The organism is Bacillus mycoides, assembly GCF_001757995.1.
GTDB classification, from domain to species: Bacteria; Bacillota; Bacilli; order Bacillales; family Bacillaceae_G; genus Bacillus_A; species Bacillus_A mycoides_B.
This window is the reverse complement of record NZ_LXLV01000056.1, coordinates 1-20,711: the sequence shown is the minus strand read 5'-3', so window position 1 is coordinate 20,711 and position 20,711 is coordinate 1. Positions and strand designations below refer to the sequence as shown.

The window sequence follows — 20,711 nt, the reverse complement described above, 5'->3', positions numbered from 1 at the left end:
CTATTTAGTTTGAAAGAAAGGGTGGATGAAAATGAAAAAGAATTCGTTATTAAAAGTAGGGGTATGTGTAAGTTTACTAGGAGCAACACAATTTGTCAGTACAATTTCTTCTGTACAAGCAGAACGAACGGTGGAGCAAAAAGTAATAAAAAATGAGACAGGAACTATTTCAATTTCTCAGTTAAATAAAAATGTATGGGTTCATACGGAGTTAGGTTATTTTAATGGAGAAGCAGTTCCTTCGAACGGTCTAGTTCTTAATACTTCTAAAGGGTTAGTACTTGTCGATTCTTCTTGGGATGATAAGTTAACGAAGGAACTAATAGAGATGGTAGAAAAGAAATTCCAGAAGCGCGTAACGGATGTCATTATTACACATGCGCACGCTGATCGAATTGGCGGAATTAAAACGTTGAAAGAAAGAGGAATTAAAGCGCATAGTACAGCATTAACTGCGGAACTAGCAAAGAAAAATGGATATGATGAGCCGCTTGGAGACTTACAAACAATTACGAATATGAAGTTTGGAAATATAAAAGTAGAAACGTTCTATCCAGGGAAAGGACATACAGACGATAATATTGTCGTATGGCTGCCTCAATATAAAATTTTAGCTGGAGGCTGTTTAGTGAAATCTGCGGAGGCAAAAGATTTAGGGAATGTTGCTGATGCATATGTAAATGAATGGTCGATATCGATTGAGAATGTGTTGAACCGATATGGAAATATGAACTTAGTAGTGCCTGGTCATGGAGAAGTAGGGGACAGAGGATTACTTTTACATACATTGGATTTGTTGAAATAAGAAACTGTGGGAATATAAAAGCGAGGAGAAACAATTTCCTCCTCGCTTTCTTCTAGCTATATTTAAATGCGAAGCTATCAATTACGCCTGCATATGTTACTGAGATTTTAATTCCAAGTATACAAATACCAGTACCGTCATAATTGCTATAACAACGTAAGTAACATCAAGCATTATAAGTGTCTTTAAAGTTTCAGTCATCCTCATTCACCCCTGGTATGAAAATATAACATAATCTCCTATCAATCAGATCAGAGATTATAAAGATAACGATGTACATGAAATTTCTTAAGTAGTTTCTATATAAATATATCATATAAATAATGTAAAAAATGTTAAGAAAGTGTAAATGTATTGTAAATAAAGAGGTTACTCATAATGTCCGTAAATCTTTTTGTTTGTAAATACTATGTATCTCTCGTGTGCCGGATAGAAAACAGTTATAACATGTGAAAAATAGATTTACTTTGACAAATCAATCACGATGGTAGCTGTTTCTCCATTTCCCTCTAATACATCTACCTGTACTTGTTCATCGTTTCTCCAATTGATATTGAAGTTCTCTGTCGTATACATTTCCTTAAGAGTGACCTCTTTATATTTTTCTAAAATGCTACCTCTTTTCCTATAATAGATTCTTACAGTTGAACTGGGACTTGGTCCTTTTGATTTCGTTGTTTCTCTAAACTCAATAATATTTATTAGATTTGGAGATTCACTTTTTTTAAAGGTAAAGAAACCGAGCACGGTTTGTACCTTCTTAAAAACAGAACCATTGGATTTATTTGATATGTTAAATTCTACAACTTCAGGTACTGTTTCTTTTCCACGTAGCGTTATTGTTGCTTCATAATCGTTTTTCCAATGTATTGAAACGTTTGAGGGATCGAGACGTTCCCTCAAACGTTTCAATACTCGTGTCCAAATGTTCCCACCAGCCGTATTTAATTCTGACGGGAGAGGGACCAAGAGAAGAGTCCGAATCTTTTTTTACTACTTTTATCGTATTTATATTATTCGGAGAGTGACTTTTTTTTAGTGTAACGTCCTGTAAATACAAAATGTAAGAAAAACAGCCTACTAATAAAATAATTGGAATTAAAATACGTACGGCAGTAACGCGCCGTCCCCGTGTCGCTTTTTTCTTAGTACTTTTCATATCTTGTTCAAGGTCTTTTTCAATACTCGTTGAAACTTTTACTTTGGGCGGGCGAATAAACCACCAAATGAAAGCTATAAGTAGTAAGAAAAGAGGTATTCCTTGAATAAAGAGAAATCCTTTCCAAAAATCTAGTCTAGTACTATATGGAGAATCTGTTGCCATCACCCCTATAAAAAGTGCCACTGGACTTGCAAGTATATTTATCCCTAAACCGATCATTACGAATGAAAGATTTTTATTTCTAATTTTTCGTGACCCAGCCATAATAAACAGAAATATTGCAATACCGAGTATAAGAAACAGTATCCCATAATAAAACATCATATATACCATCTTATCCCTCCATAACTTTGATTGTACCATCAGCAAGGAAAATTTAGTGAAATATTAGATGGATATGATATTTGTATTCCTTAAAAGTGCGCCGATATATTATGCAAATAAATGATCATGCGGAAGTATTAATATCAGAAGACAGTAAAAATATTATGTCAACAATATGAACTGTCACAAATTTATTTATATTATTGTGATTGATATCACATCCTTTTTCCATACTGGGTATTATGCTTAATTTGTAACGAATGATTGGGAGAGGGTGGGATGATATGTTTTGTTATCAATGTGAACAAACGCCAACAGGCGGATGTAAAGTGATGGGTGTTTGTGGTAAGAATGAAACCATTGCAAGTTTACAAGATACGATTGTGTTTGGATTAAAAGGAATTGCTGCTTATCGTACACATGCTGCTCAGCTAGGGTATACAGATGCATTTGTAGATGCTACAACGCAAGAAGCGTTATATATGACATTAACAAATTCTAATTTTAATGAACAAGAACATATTGATATGGCTATGAAAGTTGGAAAATCAGCTTTACGGGTGATGGAGTTGTTGGATGAGGCACATACGAATCACTTTGGTGTTCCAGAGCCTGTTCAAATTACACAAAACCATGTAGAAGGTAGGGCAATTGTAGTTACTGGTCATAATTTATTTGCGTTAGAAGAATTATTAAAGCAAACAGAAGGAAAAGAAATTAATATTTATACGCATTCTGAAATGCTACCAGCACACGGATATCCAAGGCTGAAAAAATATAAACATTTAAAAGGAAACATTGGTAAGGCATGGTATGATCAACGACGCCTTTTCGAAAAATTTACTGGTGCCATTTTAGCTACGACGAACTGTGTTATGCCAATTAAAGGATCATATTCTGATCGCTTCTTTTCATATGATATTGCAGGTCTAGAAGGTGTACGGAAAATCGAAAATGATGATTTTACACCATTGATTCAAAAAGCGCTAGAACTTCCAGAAGTACATATGGAGTCGGACGAACAGTTAGTGACAGGGTTTCATCATAATACAGTCTTATCATTAGCACCAGAAATTATTGGGGCAGTAAAAGAAGGAAAGATTAAGCGTTTCTTTGTCATCGCAGGTTGTGATGCACCGGGAAAAGGCGGAGAATATTATCGCGAATTAGCAACATCACTTCCGCCAGAAACGGTTATTTTAACAACTTCTTGCGGGAAATTCCGTTTTAATGATGTGGATTACGGTGTTGTACCTGGTACGGAGATTCCGCGTTACATTGACTTAGGGCAATGCAATAATTCAATTTCTACAGTGAAAATAGCAGCCGCTTTAGCAGATGCTTTTCAATGCGAAGTGAACGAACTGCCAGTTAGTATTGTCCTATCATGGTTTGAACAAAAAGCGGTTGCCATTTTACTTGGGCTATTTAGTCTTGGGATTCAAGATATTCGCATCGGTCCAAAGGCTCCTGAATTTATTTCACCTGGCGTGCTTGATGTATTACAAGAAACATTCGGTTTAAAATTGATTACAACTGCAGCAGAAGATATGAATATGATGTTATCGTAACAAAAGGATGATCTGTCTTATTAATAAGAAGAGCTAGCCTAATAGTGCCCCAAAATAAAAATGTAGAATTTTTGTTTTGGGGTATTTTCTTTTCTTAGCGGGATAGGTATGTGGCGAAATTTCTTCAAAAAGAAAAGCGGCTGTATCTAATAGGTAATAGTTGATTTTAGAAAAATATAAAAATCGAGTTGACATTTACAACTACTCAGTCATACAATGTACTTGTAATAGGTGATACTGAGTAGTGTTGTTTCTCAAAATATCTTCAGTAAACAATAGGTAATAGCGGATTTTAGAAAAATTTTGAAAATCAGTTGACATTCTCTCTACTCAGTCATACAATGTAGTTGTAATAAGTAATACTGAATAGTGTTGTTTTACTCAAAAGCTATTCAGTAAAAATTCGCCTTAGTACTCTGTGATACTGAATATAAGTCAGACAGAATAGGGGGTAAAGGAGGATCAGGACATGGAAAATTTAACTGAAATGCTGAAAGGTTCACTGGAAGGGTGTGTACTGGAAATCATTAGCCGCCGTGAAACGTATGGCTATGAGATTACCCGCCACCTGAATGATCTTGGGTTTACCGAAGTCGTGGAAGGAACGGTTTATACCATCCTAGTACGATTAGAAAAGAAAAAGCTTGTGAATATTGAAAAGAAACCATCAGATATGGGGCCGCCTCGTAAGTTTTATTCACTAAATGAGGATGGCCGTCAGGAGCTTGAATTGTTTTGGAGAAAATGGGATTTTGTATCATCAAAAATTAACGTCTTGAAGTCAAACTAGCCTCATAAGATAAAATATTCGGCCGATATTTTGGAAGTTTCTTGTTCTGCTTTATAAAAAAGGAGGAAAAATAATATGATGGAAATGTTTAAAAAATTAATTGGTGATAAAAGAGAGTACAAAATGATGATGGCACGGGTTGGAGCTCTGCCAGAGGACTATCAGTTTGTGTTTAAGAAAATTCAAAACTACATGTGGAATTTTTCAGCGGGCAACGGGATGGATATGCTACACATACAGTATGAATTAATCGATTTGTTTGAAGCCGGTGCGGCGGAAGGTAGACAAGTGCTGGAAATCACTGGGGAGGACGTGGCATCCTTTGCTGACGAACTAGTGGCAAACGCTAAAACTTATGTCTCCAAGTATCGTGAAGATTTGAATCAAAGTATCATGAAGCAATTGAGAAAAAAATAAATGCAAAAGGTAATACCGACTGATTAGCTGGTTACAAATGTGAATTGCCGCCATCGCTATTCAGTTATATTTTTAAACCGGTACTAAGTAATACAGATTATCAGTAATACTAAATAGAGGGGTGTAGGCAATCTAGCTTTGCAAAACATTTTTTAAGGAGGAAAAAAAGTATGACCAATACAGCGATTTCTGTAAAAGGGTTAAAAAAATCTTTTAAAGATAAGGAAGTGTTAAAGGGGGTGGATTTTGAGGTGCAGCGTGGCGAAATTTTCGCACTGCTGGGCTCAAATGGAGCAGGCAAGACGACGACGGTTAATATCTTCTCGACGCTGATGAAGCAAGATGGTGGTGAAGTAGGTATTTGCGGTTTTGACGTCCAGCGTCAATCGGATCATGTTCGTCAAAGTATCAGTCTGACAGGGCAGTTCGCAGCTTTAGACGGTATGCTCACGGGGAGAGAAAACTTGATAATGATTGCCAAGTTGCGTGGAGTTTCTAGTCCCGCCCAAGTCGCTGACGATTTGCTTGCAAGATTCAGCCTAACTGATGCAGCTAACCAGAGGGCAGACCAGTATTCGGGAGGGATGAAGCGCCGGCTTGATATCGCCATGAGCTTGATCGGGACGCCAGCAGTCATTTTTCTCGACGAACCGACGACAGGGCTTGACCCTGAAGCACGGATTGAAGTGTGGGATACCGTCAAGGAACTTGCTGGCGGTGGCACAACCATCTTGCTCACGACTCAGTACTTGGAGGAAGCCGAACAACTGGCGGACCGTATCGCTATCTTGCATGACGGAAAAATTATCACGATTGGTACTCTTACAGAACTTAAAGAGATGTTCCCGCCAACAAAAGTGGAGTATATCGAGAAGCAGCCGACATTGGAAGAAATTTTCCTTGCGATCATCGGCAAAAAGGAGGAGATGTAAATGAAGAGCAAAACAGGGGTATTATTAGGGCGTTTAATGCGTAACATCATGCGTAGTCCAGATACAATTATTACGGTAGCGATTACACCGATTATGATGATGCTGTTGTTTGTCTACGTATTTGGAGGCGCGATAAAGACAGGAACGGATAACTACGTCAATTATTTATTGCCGGGAATCTTGTTGATGGCTATCGCATCCGGTGTCGCTTACACATCCGTGCGGTTGTTTACGGATGTAAAGAGTGGGCTGATGGCACGTTTCATTACTATGCCCATTAAGCGTTCGTCGGTATTATGGGCTCACGTATTAACATCACTTGTTGCTAATGTGCTTACTATCGTGGTGGTTATCCTTGTTGCGCTCTTAATGGGCTTTCGTTCCAGTGCTAATATTCTGGATTGGCTCGCGGTAGCTGGAATACTCGGGATGTTTACGCTGGCGCTGACATGGCTCGCTATCATTCCCGGGTTGACAGCGAAGTCTATGGAAGGGGCGACAGCCTACTCGTACCCACTAATTTTTCTGCCCTTTATTAGTTCGGCCTTTGTTCCTACCGAAACTATGCCAAAAATTGTTCGTGCGTTCGCTGAGAACCAGCCTGTGACTTCAATCGTGAATGCGATTCGTGCCCTCTTATATGAAGGGACTGTTGGCAACGATATTTGGGTAGCGCTTGCTTGGTGTGTGGGCATTATGGTTATCGCTTACTTCTTCGCGGGTAAAGCATTTAAACGTCAGTTAGGGTAACACCATCAGTTCGGTGTATTATTGTAACTAAAACTTCCGAAATAATATATATATTTTGAAAAGCACGGGAAGAGTTTCCGTGCTTTAATTATTGGGTGTGCTCTCAATGTAACGATTGTCGGTATAACACCTTTATGTTATGCAACGATCGGCGCAATTCTAGTATAAGAATTATGCTTTTATTTCTTTCTTGGAATTACTTTATAAAGATTGTGTTCACTATGATTTTAGGCAATAAAAAAAAGAAGGTTAGCGCTTTTCACGCTAAGATTTAGAAAAGCTAAGTCCTTATATGACTAGACATATAAAACGCTTTGGGGATAATGTAATTGATTTACAGAAAATCCCCAAGCCAATAGAAGAAACGATACCTCTATAAGCTCAATAGGTCATAGTTAGAAAAAAAGTAAGTCTATGACCTGTTTTTACACGTATCTCGGCTGTACCCCGAATAGAAAAAGCTTGCTTTGAAAAATGAATGATCAAAACAAGCTTTTTCTATTCGTTTGAAGCATTCTTTTAGGCATAGTAACAGGGTTCCTGCTCTAGTCCGCAATATAACTATATTGAATCAATTCAAAGGAAAGAATTCCACCCATAACCTTGTTTAGGCCGGATATCCGCCTGTGGGCGGTGGCCAAGCACTAAATAATCTGCGAATCAGCACAATTTCTCCTAAATGGTAGGAGTTGTGAGATGCAATATTGCGTAGTACACCGCCCGGGGTTTCACCAGGCCATTTTTCCAATGGTTTGTCCAATTGAACAGTTTGGGCAATCGTGCATGCCTGTTCAATCCCTTGAAGAAAATACTGAATAATCTGTTTCCACTCTTCCTCACTGCTAGGACATTCTTCTTCAGGCCAGCTCTCTTTCACATGGGCAGGCAATGCAAGCTTCTCCCCCTGAGCGGATAATAAGAGAAAGTCTTGCCAGTAGGTCATGTGTTTCACTAATTGATAAATAGAATAAGGCAGTTCCTCTCTGCGTTTTCCCGCAAGCGCCAAGTCTATATCCGACAAAGCATTCTTGATGGGAAGATGTCCTCGTTCTCCTCTTAACGATTTTACTAATGCCTCGCTAAACGCTTTATTTGCTTGAAATTTATCCATGATTTTAAATCTCCTTCACTATCTAAATTGCATTTTTTCTGTATCTTTCCTTGATAAAAGTATCAGTCCTTACACATTCACAATACTTTTCCAAAGCATGTTAAAAACAATTTCTAAATTATCTTTATCTAAAACTTCAGAATGGGTATAACCATATCGTGCAATATATTTACAGAAGCATAAATTAGCTTACTCATTAACCTAGGATCCACATTCAGCAAGATTTTTTTCTTTATCTCTTTTTTTTAATATATCCATCGTGAATACAAAAGATTTACTAGAATTACCGCCACATTTTAACGAAAATATACGCTAAGGAACTATCGGCTTTTTGTTATGTTTGGATTTTAAAAGACTAGTTTCTTGTCCGCGTCACATATGGATAAATCGGATCTCTTAATTCGAAGTCATACGTTTCTCCATTCACAATTCCGACCACTTTCTCACTGTCATATAAATCCAGTAAGAAACCGGCCATTTGTTCAGCTGTATGGAACTTAGGAACAATACCATCATATTCAAAATTATCAACATCATAGGAGCGTTTCGCAAATTCGGTCTCTGTTGCAGCAGGAGCCAAGACTTTTGCTTGCATGGCTGCTCCTTTTCCTTTCAATTCTTGTGCTAGCCCTTCTGTAAAGGCACTTACATAGAACTTTGTCGCGCAGTAGGTCACAGCGTCGGCAACAATCCGGTATCCTCCTCCTGAAGAAATATTGATGATTTGCGTTTCTTTAACATCTGAATAGTCACGTACATAAAGAGAGGACAGCAAGGTTAAGGCTTCAATATTCAAATGAAGCATCGTCTCAATTTTATTTAAATTTTGTTCCCCAACGGAAGCAAAGTTTCCAAACCCGGCATTGTTGATCCAGGTCTCGATCTGATAGTCCTGAAGACTTTCGTAGAATGCATAAACATTTGTAGTAACAGATAAATCAACAGTTCGAATGACAACATCTAGGTCTACGTTAATGTCGGCCACTTTTGATTTTAGCTTTTCCAATTCCTCCGTTCTGCGAGCTGCTATGATTAAGTTTTTTCCGCGAGCCGCAAAAGCAAGCGCCGTTTCATACCCAATCCCTGAACTGGCACCCGTAATAACTGTATATTTCATATAAATTCCTCCTGAATTTTATCCAATTAATTTTATTGTGAACGAACTATGAGTTGATTATAATGATTAGAGTAAACTCTAAGTCAAGAAAAAGATTCATGAGGAGGCTTCTTATGCACACCATCGGTGAAGTGGCTAAAATTTTAGGGATAAGTACACATACATTGCGGTATTACGAAAAGGAAACAATTATAATTCCTGTTCGTGATGCTAGGGGAGACAGGCGATATAACGATTCACATATTAAATGGCTGCAATTTGTTATCAAGTTAAAAGAAACACAAATGCCTATCGCAAAAATAAAGCAGTATGCTTCATTAGTTTTAGAAGGAGAACATACTACACTAGAGCGATTAAGCCTTTTAGAAGAACATAAAAACGCTATTAAGAAACAAATCAGAACGTTAAAAGCTGCAGATGAGATGCTTGAATATAAAATTGCTGCTTATAAAGATTTCATCAGTAAATGAAGTTAAAGATAAAAAGAATAAAATGAAACTTCCATCCCCATTGATAAAAGATAGAGATATTTGTATCTCTATCTTTTTTTATTCTTGCGTCTATGCAAACGACAAGCGTCGGCAAAATAAGTACAATTGTAGTCGATGGATAATTAAAGGATTTGCAAAACACCTATGGGATTTTTTTATTGGGAGGGGTTTACTTTTCTTAAGTTGATAGATGTGTGGTACTATCCCATAAAGAAAAAACATTCAAGTAAGAGTGTCTTTTCTGATAGTTTTTTAGCAGAAGCAGCTAGCTCCAACTATAATTAATAAAATAAATAATACAATTAATAAAGCAAATCCTCCAGCAAAGCCACAGCCGCCGCCATAACTATCACCAAATCCCATAAAAATCTCTCCTTTGAGTAAGAGGGGAAATTTAAGGTCACTCATGTATTTTAACGGGTTCACATTACTTTATGATTTTATGCATGAATTGAACAGGTCCTTTTTTTAAAAAAAGCCCACCTATTTCCGTAGGTGGGCTATCTCTTTATTACACAATAAGAAAGTAGACTCTCTTTTCCTAAATATGCAATTATGCATATTTAGAGGAAACTACACTTAATAAATATTACATATAGTAAATGGAAACTTATGGTGTTATTCTTTTAACAGGCTTAACATGTCAATCATTATAGAAGATGTGTTGGCTCCTCGGGAAAGAAGTTCTTTTTTTCTGAAAAATGAATATTAATTCGATATTAGTGATAAATATTCAGTTAGATGATTTTATGTTTTCTTAATTTATTCCTTTACATCTACAATGATTATTTATTATAACAGTTTTCGCGTCTAAAATAAGATGTTTCAGCAAAAGGGAATATAACTATCTTTATAATGAGTTCCCAATATAGTCAACGTTTTAACAAAAAGGATATCTGTATTATTTTCCCCTTTTTGCTAACTAATACAGCTTCAAAAAATAGACACAATTGCTATACACCAATTGTAATTTATTATCTATTCATAATTCTGTTTATTCTGTCTTTCTAAAAATAAAAAAATATTAGACTCGCAAATATAAACGTTATAATGAGGGCGTCGAGAGGTAACCGATTACCTACGGAGAAAATATCAAACATTTTAAAATTGGACAGACTGAAACGATTAATTGCAGAAAGGTGTGTGACCAGAAGGGGAATTTCTTCAAAATAGTTTAGTAGCAGCGGACATCGTGTTAGCTGGTGTAAACAATATCATCAATGCTGACGAAGTATAGGGTTGGAGGATAAATGCCTCGCACATTAAGAGAGACAGCTTTAGGTGGAATCGTTTACAATATGGGGCATCTAGTAAGTGATTCATTTTTTAAGAATGGTCTATATTCTTAAGCCTAAAAAGAGACGTAAGAATAGGATACAAGGGGGATTTATTATATGAATGGGAATACTGCAAAAAAAATAGAATTTCAAGCTGAAAATACCGCAGTAAAAAATGAGCAATATCTAGATCCTAAAAAGTGGCATAAACAAGATACTACATGGGCATTGAGCCTTTTTGGAACAGCAATTGGAGCAGGAGTACTCTTTTTACCTATTAATGCAGGTTCAGGTGGTTTATTATCATTACTTTTAATTACGATACTTGCATTTCCTGTTATGTATTACTCACATAGGGCACTTGCTAAAATGATATACGCTTCTAATTCTGCTGATGAGGGGATCACAGGTACAATAAGAGAGTATTTTGGAAATAAGGCAAGTATAATTTTTAACATAGTATATTTCGTTTCAATTTATACGATCGTGCTGATGTATTCGGTTGCACTTACAAATACTGCAAGTAGTTTTATCGTGCATCAATTGCACATGCAGGAGCCTCCAAGGGCCATTTTATCGCTTGTATTAGTACTCGGTCTTATCGCTATATTAAATTTTGGTCAAGATATTACTGTGAAAATCATGAGTATGCTAGTGTATCCTTTCATAGCTTCTCTACTTTTTATCGCAATATCTTTAATTCCACAGTGGAATACGTCAATGATTAGCTTTTCAAGTGTTTCTACTACTTCAACAGGAACAGGATATTTGGGAACGATATTGATGATACTACCAATCATAGTGTTCTCGTTTAATCATTCTCCTATGATTTCGTCATTCGTTATGAAACAGAGAGCTACGTATGGAATAGACGCTACTGATGCCAAGTGTGCTCAAATACAAAAAGTTTGTTATATCATGACATTCGCTGTTGTTATGTTCTTTGTTTGGAGCAGTACTTTAAGTTTGACTCCAGATGATCTTAAGGTGGCAAAAGAACAGAACTTGTCAATCCTATCATATCTTGCTAATGAGCTTAATTCGCCTGTAATCACTATTGCAGCTCCTATCATTGCTTTTGTGGCTATTACAAAGTCTTTCCTTGGCCATTATATAGGGGCATATGAGGTAATGCGTGACGTAATTATCAAGTTTGGTAAAACACGCGGAAAAACTATCGAAGAAAAAACAGTTAAGACAATGATTCTTACTTTTGTCGTATTAACATGCTGGTATGTTGCTTATGCAAATCCAAGTATTCTTGGAATCATTGATTCCCTTAGCGGTCCGTTAGTTGCTGCGATCTTATGTCTATTACCAATGTATGCGATTCGTAAAGTACCAGTACTGGCTAAATACAGAGGGAAAATGAGCAATGTATTTGTCATTATTGTAGGTATACTTACTGTCCTAGCAAGTATTAAGTCATTATTCTAATTCGCTATTGTTAGTTCAAGTGCTAAAATAGTGGGAAATGAAAAAAGAATGAAAGAGATTATGGATAAGATAAATCCACATTAGAATATTAAACAAGTAATTTAATGTGGATTAAACTCTAATATGAAAAGACATGAACAAAGATTAGTTCATGTCTTTTTTGTGTTGGCGTTATTACTAGAAGAGCGTTTAAGGAAACGGTAGTAAAAAAATGTTTTCTCTATTTGCTTGAAAATAGGGGTAACTGGCATCTAGTCAAACTTGATATTATTTTGGGTGTAACTGGTCACTGCTTATGGGCAGTATAAACATAATCTCTCTTTTAAACCTTCTAACAATTCTTCAGGCACTTCCCTAATTTTGATATCCTTACCTAGGAAAAGTAGCCAATTTGTTATTTCTGTTAATTCATCGAGATTGTTAACATTGATAAAAGTCTTTAGAATGGCTGTGGATTGGTAAGGGTTTGTATAGGAAATAGAAATTTTTAAAGGGTGGTATTTTTTGAACTGGGCAATCGCTTTTGGACCAAGTTCAAGTACAAGGTTGATTGCTTCGTCCTTCTTACTTAGTTTTTCTAAAATCTTTTTCTTACTTAATCTCTTTTTCGTCGTATAGGGTTCGACATTGATGAGATGATCGACAGGGAGCATCTTCTTTTTTTCTTCCTTTAAATCAAAGCCTTCAATTATCCAATGGCTTTTTTCTTGATAAAGGTGTAGTAGATAAATTGGATAAGACTTGATTACATTCTCTTCTTTTATAGTAACCAATAAATGGCTATCTAAAAGAAGGATTTGGATGAGTTTTTCTAACATAGGGTGGGGGAGGTCAGAAAGCTCAAGTAGGTCGGGGTTATAGGGGTTAGTCCCTTCAAAAAGCAAGATTTGATTTAAAAGAACAAGGTCATCCTGCTGGGTTTCTGAGATGAGCCCTAGTAGTTTTTCAGCTAAAGACTGACGACTCTTTAAATAGGGAAGTTGTTGATTTCTTGTGGCCATAAAGGCAATAAAAAGAGCTTTGACCTCATTATCAGTAAAGCGAACGACGGGCAGGATAGAGTTATGCATGACAAAATAGCCCCAGCCCTTCCAACTTCAGCGACGAGCGGCATCCTCATGGCTTCAATCTCTCTAATGTCTCTAATAGCTGTCGATCGTGAGATGTTAAATTCTTGTATGATTTCAGAAATTGTAAAGTGGGAGCGGTTGTTGATGTACCGCATGATCGTATTAATCCGTTCAACTTTTTTCATGTTGGTCTCCTAAACAGTATCATTTTTTGACATGTTTTAAGGTTATTATAAACTCATCAAGAGAAAAGATAAATTACTTGATTAATTTAAAAGTGAGGAAGGTTTTGAATATGAAAAATTATACTTTAGAAGAAAAAGATAGCTTCATCGTGTTAGGTATTGGAACTGAACTTAAGAGCGAATACACAGACTTTGCTGGAATAAATAAAGAAAAAGAAGACTTTTGGGAGGCAGTTAAACAAGATGGAAGGCTTGACACTTTAAAAGCTTTAGCCACAAATGATTACATTTTTTCTGTGAGCGAAGCGGTGAATAACAAGATGATGTATTATGCTGGTGTTATGACAGAGGCACAAATACAAGAAGAATCTAGAGTTATTCAGTTTCCTATGGGGGAATATTTAGTAGTTAAAGGAGAAGGTAAGACGGCTGAGGAGCTAAGTAATAAGCTTACTGGAATTGCCTTTGGTCAAGTCTTACCAGAAGCAAAGGATTTTGCCTATGTTGGTGGGCCAAATACAACGGTTGAGATGGGGCAGCGAAACGGTTTAGTATTTGGTGAAATGTGGATTCCAGTTGTTAGGAAGTAAAGAGATTAAAGGAGAGATGGAATTGTCCAATATCGTTGATTTTAAAAACGTAACTACAGCTGGCTTAGAGTCTTCACCTATAGTAGAAGCGCTTGCTGGTTTACGTGCCCATGAAGCACGTTACTTTATGAACAAATACAAGCATGAATTTACGGTTGTACCAGCTAGTGAAAGCGAGAAGAATCTTGATTATGTGAACCGCATTTTGAAAGAAGAACGTGATATTGAGTTTGCGGCTAAACCTTTAGAAACATCGTGTTTTCAAGTGGAAAATATTAAATTTGCCTATGTCTTCTATGAGGATGGTCTTGCAGTCAACGTCATGTATACATTAGATAATCCGAAGAAGCGGGCTGTTGGATTTAAGCTTTCTGAGGGAATGGAGATACCAAAGGAGTTAGAAGAGAAATTTAAGTTTGCTAGGCAGAAGTCTAAACTTGCTGGAACAATTCGAGGTTCGTTTTTTGTAATTAAAGGAGAATATAGTGCAAGTTGAAGAATCTGAGCATTTGTTGTATTGAGTTATTCTTTTAAAAGGCGTGATTATGGAAGAGGATGGCTAACGATCTTGAGTTGTTAGCCTTTTTTATATTGTTCTAAATAGGGGAAGCATCACATCAATGAAATAAAGATGATTGTCCTTATAAAAATGAAAGAAGCCTAGCCAAACAAAATATAGATTTGAACACTATTTCTCAATAACCGCTATACAACGAAGTGATACAATGATATTGGATGGGAGTCCAATACATATACTGTAGTTATCAAGTCGGAGGAAGGCACCTTAGGGTGTCTTTTCTTTATTTTCAAAAGGACCTGCTCAATTCATGCGTAAAAACATAAAGTAAATTGAATCCGTTAAAATACATGAGTGAACCCTAGTTTTCCCCTCTTATCTAAAGGAGGAACTATTATGGGATTTGGTGGTAGTTGTGGTGGCGGCTGTGGCTTTGCTGGAGGATTTGCTTTATTAGTTGTATTATTTATTTTATTAATCATCGTTGGAGCTAGCTGCTTCTGCTAAAAAAACTATTAGAAAAGACACTCTTATTCGAGTGTTTTTTCTTTTTCTTAACAGAGTACTGACGGCAAAACGCAGATTTTATACAGGCTACGCAAACGGTTTGAAATGCCAAATGCTGTTGTGACAGGGCTATACGAAATTCTGCATACAGCAAAGGAAATAAAAGTTTGGTGGACTCTTGGTATGAATGGATTTATGGGATTTGATTACCGCTCATAATGAGATGTTAGGGTAACTTGAAATGAATACGATATTTATCAATTTTCTCTTTCATTAACCATGATAAAATTGTATTAAAATGCTATCGGAGGAGTTTTATGAAACTAGTAGGACAACAAATATATATTCGACTTTACAAGATTTCTGACGCCAGCGAGTTAGCTAAATTACATACTAGAAATCGCGAATTTTTTCAACGAGTTTGTCCATTACTCCCAGAAGCCTTTTATACAGAAGAACATCAAAAAATACGCATTGAACAGGCATTAAAAAAGACAGAGGAAGGGCTAGTATATCCTTTTGGAATCTTTTTAAAAGCGACTGATAAACTTATCGGAGACATTTCATTAACTCAAATTGCTAGGGGAGACGTCCAAAGTTGTTATACGGGATTTACTTTAGATAAGGAGTATAATGCAAAGGGCTATACAACAGAAGCTCTGCAACTTGTTGTAGACTTTGCTTTTAAAGAATTAAAACTACATAGAATTGAAGCTGGAGCTATGCCTGATAATATAGCATCTATTCGTGTATTAGAAAAAGTAGGGTTTAAAAAAGAAGGTATAGCTAAAGAAAATGTAAAGATTAATGGCAAATGGACAGATCATCAAATATTAGCAATCATCAACAGCTTGGATGTGTAAGCTCATTTCACTTTCGATAACGAAATTTACGTCAACTAGCACCTTTTGCGGGGGCTAGTTGATGTGGATTTTTATTTAGGGGGTATATTAAAACCTTAGCTTGATAGCGATGGGGGTTAGCCCAATATATGTGAAATGATGGCTATTTTTATGTTTTCAATGAATGTTATTAAAATAGGGACTAAAAATAAAACACCCCTCTAAAAAAGAGGAGTGTCCCATCAATCTCACGAAGCATCCGCACCTTCAAACTGACTATTGTAAAGCGAAGCATAGAAACCATCAGCTTTCAATAACTCTTCATGATCACCTTGTTCTACAATGTCCCCATCTTTCATGACAAGGATTAAATCTGCATCACGTATTGTTGATAATCTATGAGCGATAATGAAGCTTGTTCTACCTTCCATAAGGTTTTCCATCGCTTTTTGAATCAGTACTTCTGTACGAGTGTCAATGGAGCTTGTTGCTTCATCGAGTATTAATATTTTTGGATCCGCTATAAGGGCGCGTGCAATTGTTAGTAGTTGCTTTTGTCCTTGGGATACGTTGCTTGCTTCTTCGTTTAGTTCCATTTGATATTTATTTGGTAATGTTTTTACGAAGTTGTGAACGTGAGCTGCTTTCGCTGCTTCAATTACTTCTTCGTCTGTAGCATCGAGTCTACCGTAACGTATATTTTCCATGATGGAGCCGTTAAATAGCCAAGTATCTTGAAGTACCATACCAAACATGTTGCGCAGGTCTTCTCGCGTGAAGTCTTTTATATCGTGACCGTCGATACATATTGCACCGCTGTTTATGTCATAGAAACGCATTAACAGTTTTACAATCGTTGTTTTACCAGCTCCGGTTGGTCCGACGATTGCTACTTTTTGTCCAGGTTTAATGTTAGATGAGAAATTATTGATGATGATCTTATCTGGATTGTATCCAAATTGAACATCTTGGAAGGTAACTTCTCCTTGAACCTTTTGCAGCTTCACTGGATTTTCTGCTTCTGGCACTTCCTCTTCTTCTTCTAAAAATTCGAAGACTCTTTCTGCAGCAGCTGCAGTGGATTGAAGTACGTTCGCGATTTGTGCTACTTGAGCGATTGGTTGCGTAAAGCTTCTAACATATTGCACAAAGGCTAAAATGTCTCCAACTGCGATGGTTCTCTTTACCGCAAGCCATCCGCCTAAAATAGATACAGCGACGTAACCGATATTACCGATAAACGTCATAATCGGCATCATCATTCCAGATAAAAATTGAGATTTCCATGCGGAGTGGTAAAGGGTATCATTTACCTCTTCGAATTTTTTTACTTCTTCTTCTTCTTTGTTAAAGGCTTTTACGATATTGTGACCACTATAAATTTCTTCGACCTGACCGTTTACGTGTCCTAAATATTCTTGCTGGGATTTGAAGTATTTTTGTGATCGTTTTACGACTGCCATGATGAGAAGCATCGATACTGGCAATATTAAAAGCGCCACTAATGTCATTTGCCAGCTGATTGATAACATCATGATAAGTACACCGATGATTGTAATAACGGATGTGATGATTTGCGACATACTTTGGTTTAAAGTTTGGCTCACTGTATCTACGTCATTTGTAATTCTTGATAATACTTCGCCGTGCGTTGTTTTATCAAAGTATTTCAGCGGCATACGGTTAATTTTTTCATCGATTTCTTTTCTGAAGTTATAAGATACTTTTTGAGCTACTCCAGAAATAATGTACCCCTGGATAATACCAAACACAGTGCTCAGTATATATAATCCAAGGAGTAAAATGACAATGTTTCCGATGTAGGTAAAGTCAATGGCCGCACCGGGTGCTCCTGATACTTTGCTTACGAGTCCTTCGAAAAGTTTTGTTGTCGCTTTTCCTAAAATTTTTGGACCAACGATTGTAAAGGCTGCACTACCGATTGCGAAAAGGATAACGATTAAGATTGATAATTTATAGGGCTTCAAGTATTGAAGGAGTTTATTCATCGTTTCTTTGAAGTTTTTTGCCTTCTCAATCTTTCTCATGCCGCCGCCCATATGGCCGCCACCGCCAGGACCAGGACCGTCTTGTTTTCTATTTTCTATTTTTCTGTCACTCATGATGACAACTCCTCTCTTGAAAGTTGTGATAAAGCAATTTGCTTATAAACTTCACAGTTTTCCATAAGCTCTTCATGAGTACCAGTTCCAACTATTTTTCCTTCGTCAAGTACAATGATCTTATCGGCATTCATGATTGTACTGATTCTTTGGCCAATAAGTAAAACAGTACTTCCTGTAATCTCATTGTTTAAAGCTCTGCGCAATGCTGCGTCTGTCTTAAAGTCAAGAGCTGAGAAACTATCATCGAATATGAAGATTTCCGATTTTTTCGTAAGAGCACGCGCAATAGAAAGTCTTTGTTTTTGACCACCAGAAACGTTCGTACCACCTTGTGATATTTCTGTACGGAAACTTTCAGGTTTCGCGCTAATAAACTCCATAGCTTGCGCGATTTCTGCCGCTTTTTCGAGTTCTTCTTCAGTTGCTTCTTTCTTACCGTATTTCAAATTACTCTCGATTGTACCTGAGAAGAGAACTCCTTTTTGCGGTACATAACCAATTTTCTCTCTTAATTCCTTCTGAGATACTTCTCTAATATCCGTGCCATCTATTAATATTTGGCCGCTTGTGACATCGTAAAAGCGTGGAATTAAGTTGATTAATGTTGATTTACCACTACCTGTACTTCCGATGAAAGCTGTCGTTTCACCAGGTTTTGCAGTAAAGGTGATATTGGAAAGCACATCTTCTTCTGCACCTGGATATCTAAAGCCAACATTTTTAAATTCAACGTAGCCTTTCTTGTCTGAAGCAAATGTTTTCGGCTCTTTTACATCACTAATGGTAACGTCAGTATCTAAAACTTCTGCGATACGTTGTGCGGAAACTGAAGCACGTGGAACCATAATAGATACCATTGAAATCATTAAGAAGGCCATGATGATTTGCATTGTATATTGCATAAATGCCATCAAATCACCAACTTGCATATGTCCCATATCCACTTGGTGTGATCCAACCCAAATAATAAGTACAGTAACGGCATTCATGATAAACATCATCATTGGCATCATAAATGACATTAAACGGCTTACAAATAAATTTGTGTTTGTTAAATCTTGATTTCCTTTTTCAAATTTCTTTTCTTCATGTTTTTGATTATTAAAAGCACGAATAACGAGCATACCTGTTAAAGATTCACGAGTGATTAAGTTAATTTTATCTACTAACTTTTGGATACGCTTAAACTTAGGAATCGCGATGCTAAATAAACCAATGACTAGGCTTAAAATCGCGATTACCGCAACTGCGATAATCCATCCCATTGAAAGGTCTGTAGTAAGTACTTTAATAATGCCGCCGATACCTAAAATTGGTGCATAGAATACAATGCGAAGCATCATAACCATAAGTGTTTGAACTTGCTGGATATCATTTGTACTTCTTGTGATTAGAGATGCAGTGGAAAACTTATCAAACTCCGCATTCGAGAAGTTTGTAACTTTCCGGAATACTTTCTTTCTAAGGTCTCTGCCGAGTCCTGCAGCTACTTTTGCAGCAAGTAAACTCACGATAACGGTAGCTGCCATACTTACTAAGGATAAAAGCAGCATTTTCCCGCCGGAAGTAAGAATAAAGTTAGATTGAAGCTTATCTATATTGATACCGATCTCTTTATACTCATTCTCAATGTATGAAACAGCTGATTGTGTTACCATGCTGCCTGGCATATTCTTAAACTTTTCATCTGCCTTTTCTTTCATTGCATTGATTTGATCTTGAGGAAGTTTCGCAATGATTGCAAAAGGATCTGTATTTGGCGGAAGCTTCGCTGGTGTGTTGTTGTCACCTGTCGCGGCAGGAGGGAAAGCAGATGAGTCGCCTTTTTCAATTCCTTGTGTAATTAACATTGGTTTCCCAAAGATATCGTTAAGTTCGTTAATTATTTTTTTATCTTCTGTATGTAGCTTATAAAGTGGTTCTTTATCAAGCTGCGGATAATCTTTTAAGTCATTTTTTAGTTCACTTTGAGAGAGGTTGTTCTTATCTAAAAGCGCATAGTTGTCAGCTACTTTTTTCTTCTCATTTTCATTCATAAAGAGCGTAAGTTTATCCATTTCACTTTTACGAATAACCTCAGGTACTGCATTTTCTACACCTTTTTGCTGAATCCCTACATTGACAATGTTAGACATGTAGTCTGGCAGTGATAGATCACATACTGCCTGCACAGTTAAAAGACATACAACTGCAATGATGGAAGCAACAAATGGCTTTAAATGTTTGATGATCTTTAACATTTAATTCATCTCTCCATTTTCCTTGTCTAATTTTTTTAGTGTTTACTCCGTTTCTCTCCTTTATTCTTCGTATTCTCAGTCATTCATTCTAGCAGCTCTTTACGTATTTTAGACCACAGATTAATTTTATGACTATATGAAGATATGATGCCCCTTTTAGGGGGGAGAATTTTGTGATGAATTTGTTAAAGGGGTTTAAACTATGATATAAAAAAACATTTCTTTTTTAGGCGGGCTGATACAAGTCGTGGTTCATATATGTTGGAAAATGAAAGATGAAGAAAAGAGTTGCAAATGAATGAAATGGAGCGACAGTCCAAAATAAAATAATCCTTTGTGCGACACGTTTCCTTATAAGTGTGTAAACACGAAATAGGAGGGTTATCAATTTGATAACAATAACTGATTGACTGAAAGTAGGAATGAAAGCCGTCAGGTTGAGCTCTGTCT

The 20,711-nt window shown here is 36.7% G+C and carries 17 protein-coding genes and 3 pseudogenes; 13 read left to right on the top strand and 7 right to left on the bottom strand.

Annotated features, from left to right (window positions below; all coding sequences use genetic code 11):
• Positions 1-31 precede the first annotated feature (31 nt).
• Entirely contained in the window at positions 32-805 is a 774-nt protein-coding gene (gene bla2, locus BWGOE10_RS17080; RefSeq protein ID WP_070144245.1) for a BcII family subclass B1 metallo-beta-lactamase, read from the top strand.
• A 462-nt stretch (positions 806-1,267) separates the two neighbouring features.
• On the opposite strand, the pseudogene BWGOE10_RS17075 reads toward bla2, so the two are convergent.
• Positions 1,268-2,300 (bottom strand): annotated as a pseudogene (locus tag BWGOE10_RS17075) (hypothetical protein).
• A gap of 275 nt (positions 2,301-2,575) precedes the next feature.
• On the opposite strand from BWGOE10_RS17075, the gene hcp reads away from it, so the two are divergent.
• The 5 genes from hcp (at position 2,576) to BWGOE10_RS17050 (ending at position 6,751) form a co-directional block, all read left to right on the top strand.
• Complete coding sequence (gene hcp, locus BWGOE10_RS17070; RefSeq protein WP_070144244.1) at positions 2,576-3,862, top strand: hydroxylamine reductase; 1,287 nt, start codon at positions 2,576-2,578, stop codon at positions 3,860-3,862.
• A gap of 469 nt (positions 3,863-4,331) precedes the next feature.
• The gene (locus tag BWGOE10_RS17065) at positions 4,332-4,652 is read left to right on the top strand and encodes a PadR family transcriptional regulator (RefSeq protein ID WP_002087595.1); all 321 of its coding nucleotides are present in this window, start codon (positions 4,332-4,334) and stop codon (positions 4,650-4,652) included.
• A gap of 75 nt (positions 4,653-4,727) precedes the next feature.
• A complete protein-coding gene (locus BWGOE10_RS17060; RefSeq protein ID WP_002121077.1) occupies positions 4,728-5,069 on the top strand; it encodes a DUF1048 domain-containing protein in 342 nt (113 codons plus the stop codon).
• 170 nt (positions 5,070-5,239) lie between these two features.
• Positions 5,240-6,001, top strand: coding sequence for an ABC transporter ATP-binding protein (locus tag BWGOE10_RS17055; protein WP_070144243.1), 762 nt, complete (start codon positions 5,240-5,242; stop codon positions 5,999-6,001).
• Positions 6,002-6,751 carry an ABC transporter permease gene (locus tag BWGOE10_RS17050; protein ID WP_070144242.1) on the top strand — a complete coding sequence of 250 codons (750 nt, stop codon included), beginning with the start codon at positions 6,002-6,004 and terminating at the stop codon, positions 6,749-6,751.
• A 607-nt stretch (positions 6,752-7,358) separates the two neighbouring features.
• Here BWGOE10_RS17050 and BWGOE10_RS17045 read toward each other — a convergent pair.
• Positions 7,359-7,862, bottom strand: coding sequence for a DinB family protein (locus tag BWGOE10_RS17045; protein WP_070144241.1), 504 nt, complete (start codon positions 7,860-7,862; stop codon positions 7,359-7,361).
• Positions 7,863-8,217: 355 nt separating this feature from the next.
• Positions 8,218-8,979 carry an SDR family NAD(P)-dependent oxidoreductase gene (locus BWGOE10_RS17040; RefSeq protein ID WP_070144240.1) on the bottom strand — a complete coding sequence of 254 codons (762 nt, stop codon included), beginning with the start codon at positions 8,977-8,979 and terminating at the stop codon, positions 8,218-8,220.
• A 113-nt stretch (positions 8,980-9,092) separates the two neighbouring features.
• Here BWGOE10_RS17040 and BWGOE10_RS17035 point away from each other — a divergent pair, with 113 nt between their 5' ends.
• Positions 9,093-9,449, top strand: coding sequence for a MerR family transcriptional regulator (locus BWGOE10_RS17035; RefSeq protein ID WP_070144239.1), 357 nt, complete (start codon positions 9,093-9,095; stop codon positions 9,447-9,449).
• 273 nt (positions 9,450-9,722) lie between these two features.
• On the opposite strand, the gene BWGOE10_RS30305 is transcribed toward BWGOE10_RS17035, so the two are convergent.
• Entirely contained in the window at positions 9,723-9,833 is a 111-nt protein-coding gene (locus BWGOE10_RS30305; RefSeq protein WP_100246340.1) for a YjcZ family sporulation protein, read from the bottom strand.
• A 726-nt stretch (positions 9,834-10,559) separates the two neighbouring features.
• On the opposite strand from BWGOE10_RS30305, the pseudogene BWGOE10_RS33525 reads away from it, so the two are divergent.
• Positions 10,560-10,717, top strand: a pseudogene (locus tag BWGOE10_RS33525) (L-serine ammonia-lyase, iron-sulfur-dependent, subunit alpha); the annotation flags it as partial.
• A 147-nt stretch (positions 10,718-10,864) separates the two neighbouring features.
• Positions 10,865-12,184: an aromatic amino acid transport family protein gene (locus tag BWGOE10_RS17030; RefSeq protein ID WP_070144238.1), complete on the top strand. Its 1,320-nt coding sequence runs from the start codon at positions 10,865-10,867 to the stop codon at positions 12,182-12,184.
• A gap of 293 nt (positions 12,185-12,477) precedes the next feature.
• Here the strand turns inward: BWGOE10_RS17030 and BWGOE10_RS17025 are convergent.
• Positions 12,478-13,439 (bottom strand): annotated as a pseudogene (locus tag BWGOE10_RS17025) (helix-turn-helix transcriptional regulator).
• Between the two features lie 110 nt (positions 13,440-13,549).
• Between BWGOE10_RS17025 and BWGOE10_RS17020 the strand changes: the two are divergent.
• The 4 genes from BWGOE10_RS17020 (at position 13,550) to BWGOE10_RS17010 (ending at position 15,916) form a co-directional block, all read left to right on the top strand.
• Positions 13,550-14,029: a GyrI-like domain-containing protein gene (locus BWGOE10_RS17020; RefSeq protein WP_070144237.1), complete on the top strand. Its 480-nt coding sequence runs from the start codon at positions 13,550-13,552 to the stop codon at positions 14,027-14,029.
• 16 nt (positions 14,030-14,045) lie between these two features.
• Entirely contained in the window at positions 14,046-14,525 is a 480-nt protein-coding gene (locus BWGOE10_RS17015; protein WP_236735989.1) for a phage tail protein, read from the top strand.
• A gap of 417 nt (positions 14,526-14,942) precedes the next feature.
• Complete coding sequence (locus BWGOE10_RS30300; protein ID WP_000505681.1) at positions 14,943-15,053, top strand: YjcZ family sporulation protein; 111 nt, start codon at positions 14,943-14,945, stop codon at positions 15,051-15,053.
• Between the two features lie 317 nt (positions 15,054-15,370).
• Entirely contained in the window at positions 15,371-15,916 is a 546-nt protein-coding gene (locus BWGOE10_RS17010; RefSeq protein ID WP_070144235.1) for a GNAT family N-acetyltransferase, read from the top strand.
• Between the two features lie 227 nt (positions 15,917-16,143).
• On the opposite strand, the gene BWGOE10_RS17005 is transcribed toward BWGOE10_RS17010, so the two are convergent.
• Positions 16,144-18,018: an ABC transporter ATP-binding protein gene (locus BWGOE10_RS17005; protein ID WP_070144234.1), complete on the bottom strand. Its 1,875-nt coding sequence runs from the start codon at positions 18,016-18,018 to the stop codon at positions 16,144-16,146.
• Positions 18,015-20,261: an ABC transporter ATP-binding protein gene (locus BWGOE10_RS17000; RefSeq protein WP_070144233.1), complete on the bottom strand. Its 2,247-nt coding sequence runs from the start codon at positions 20,259-20,261 to the stop codon at positions 18,015-18,017. Before BWGOE10_RS17000 ends, BWGOE10_RS17005 begins: the two co-directional genes overlap by 4 nt.
• Positions 20,262-20,711 lie beyond the last annotated feature (450 nt).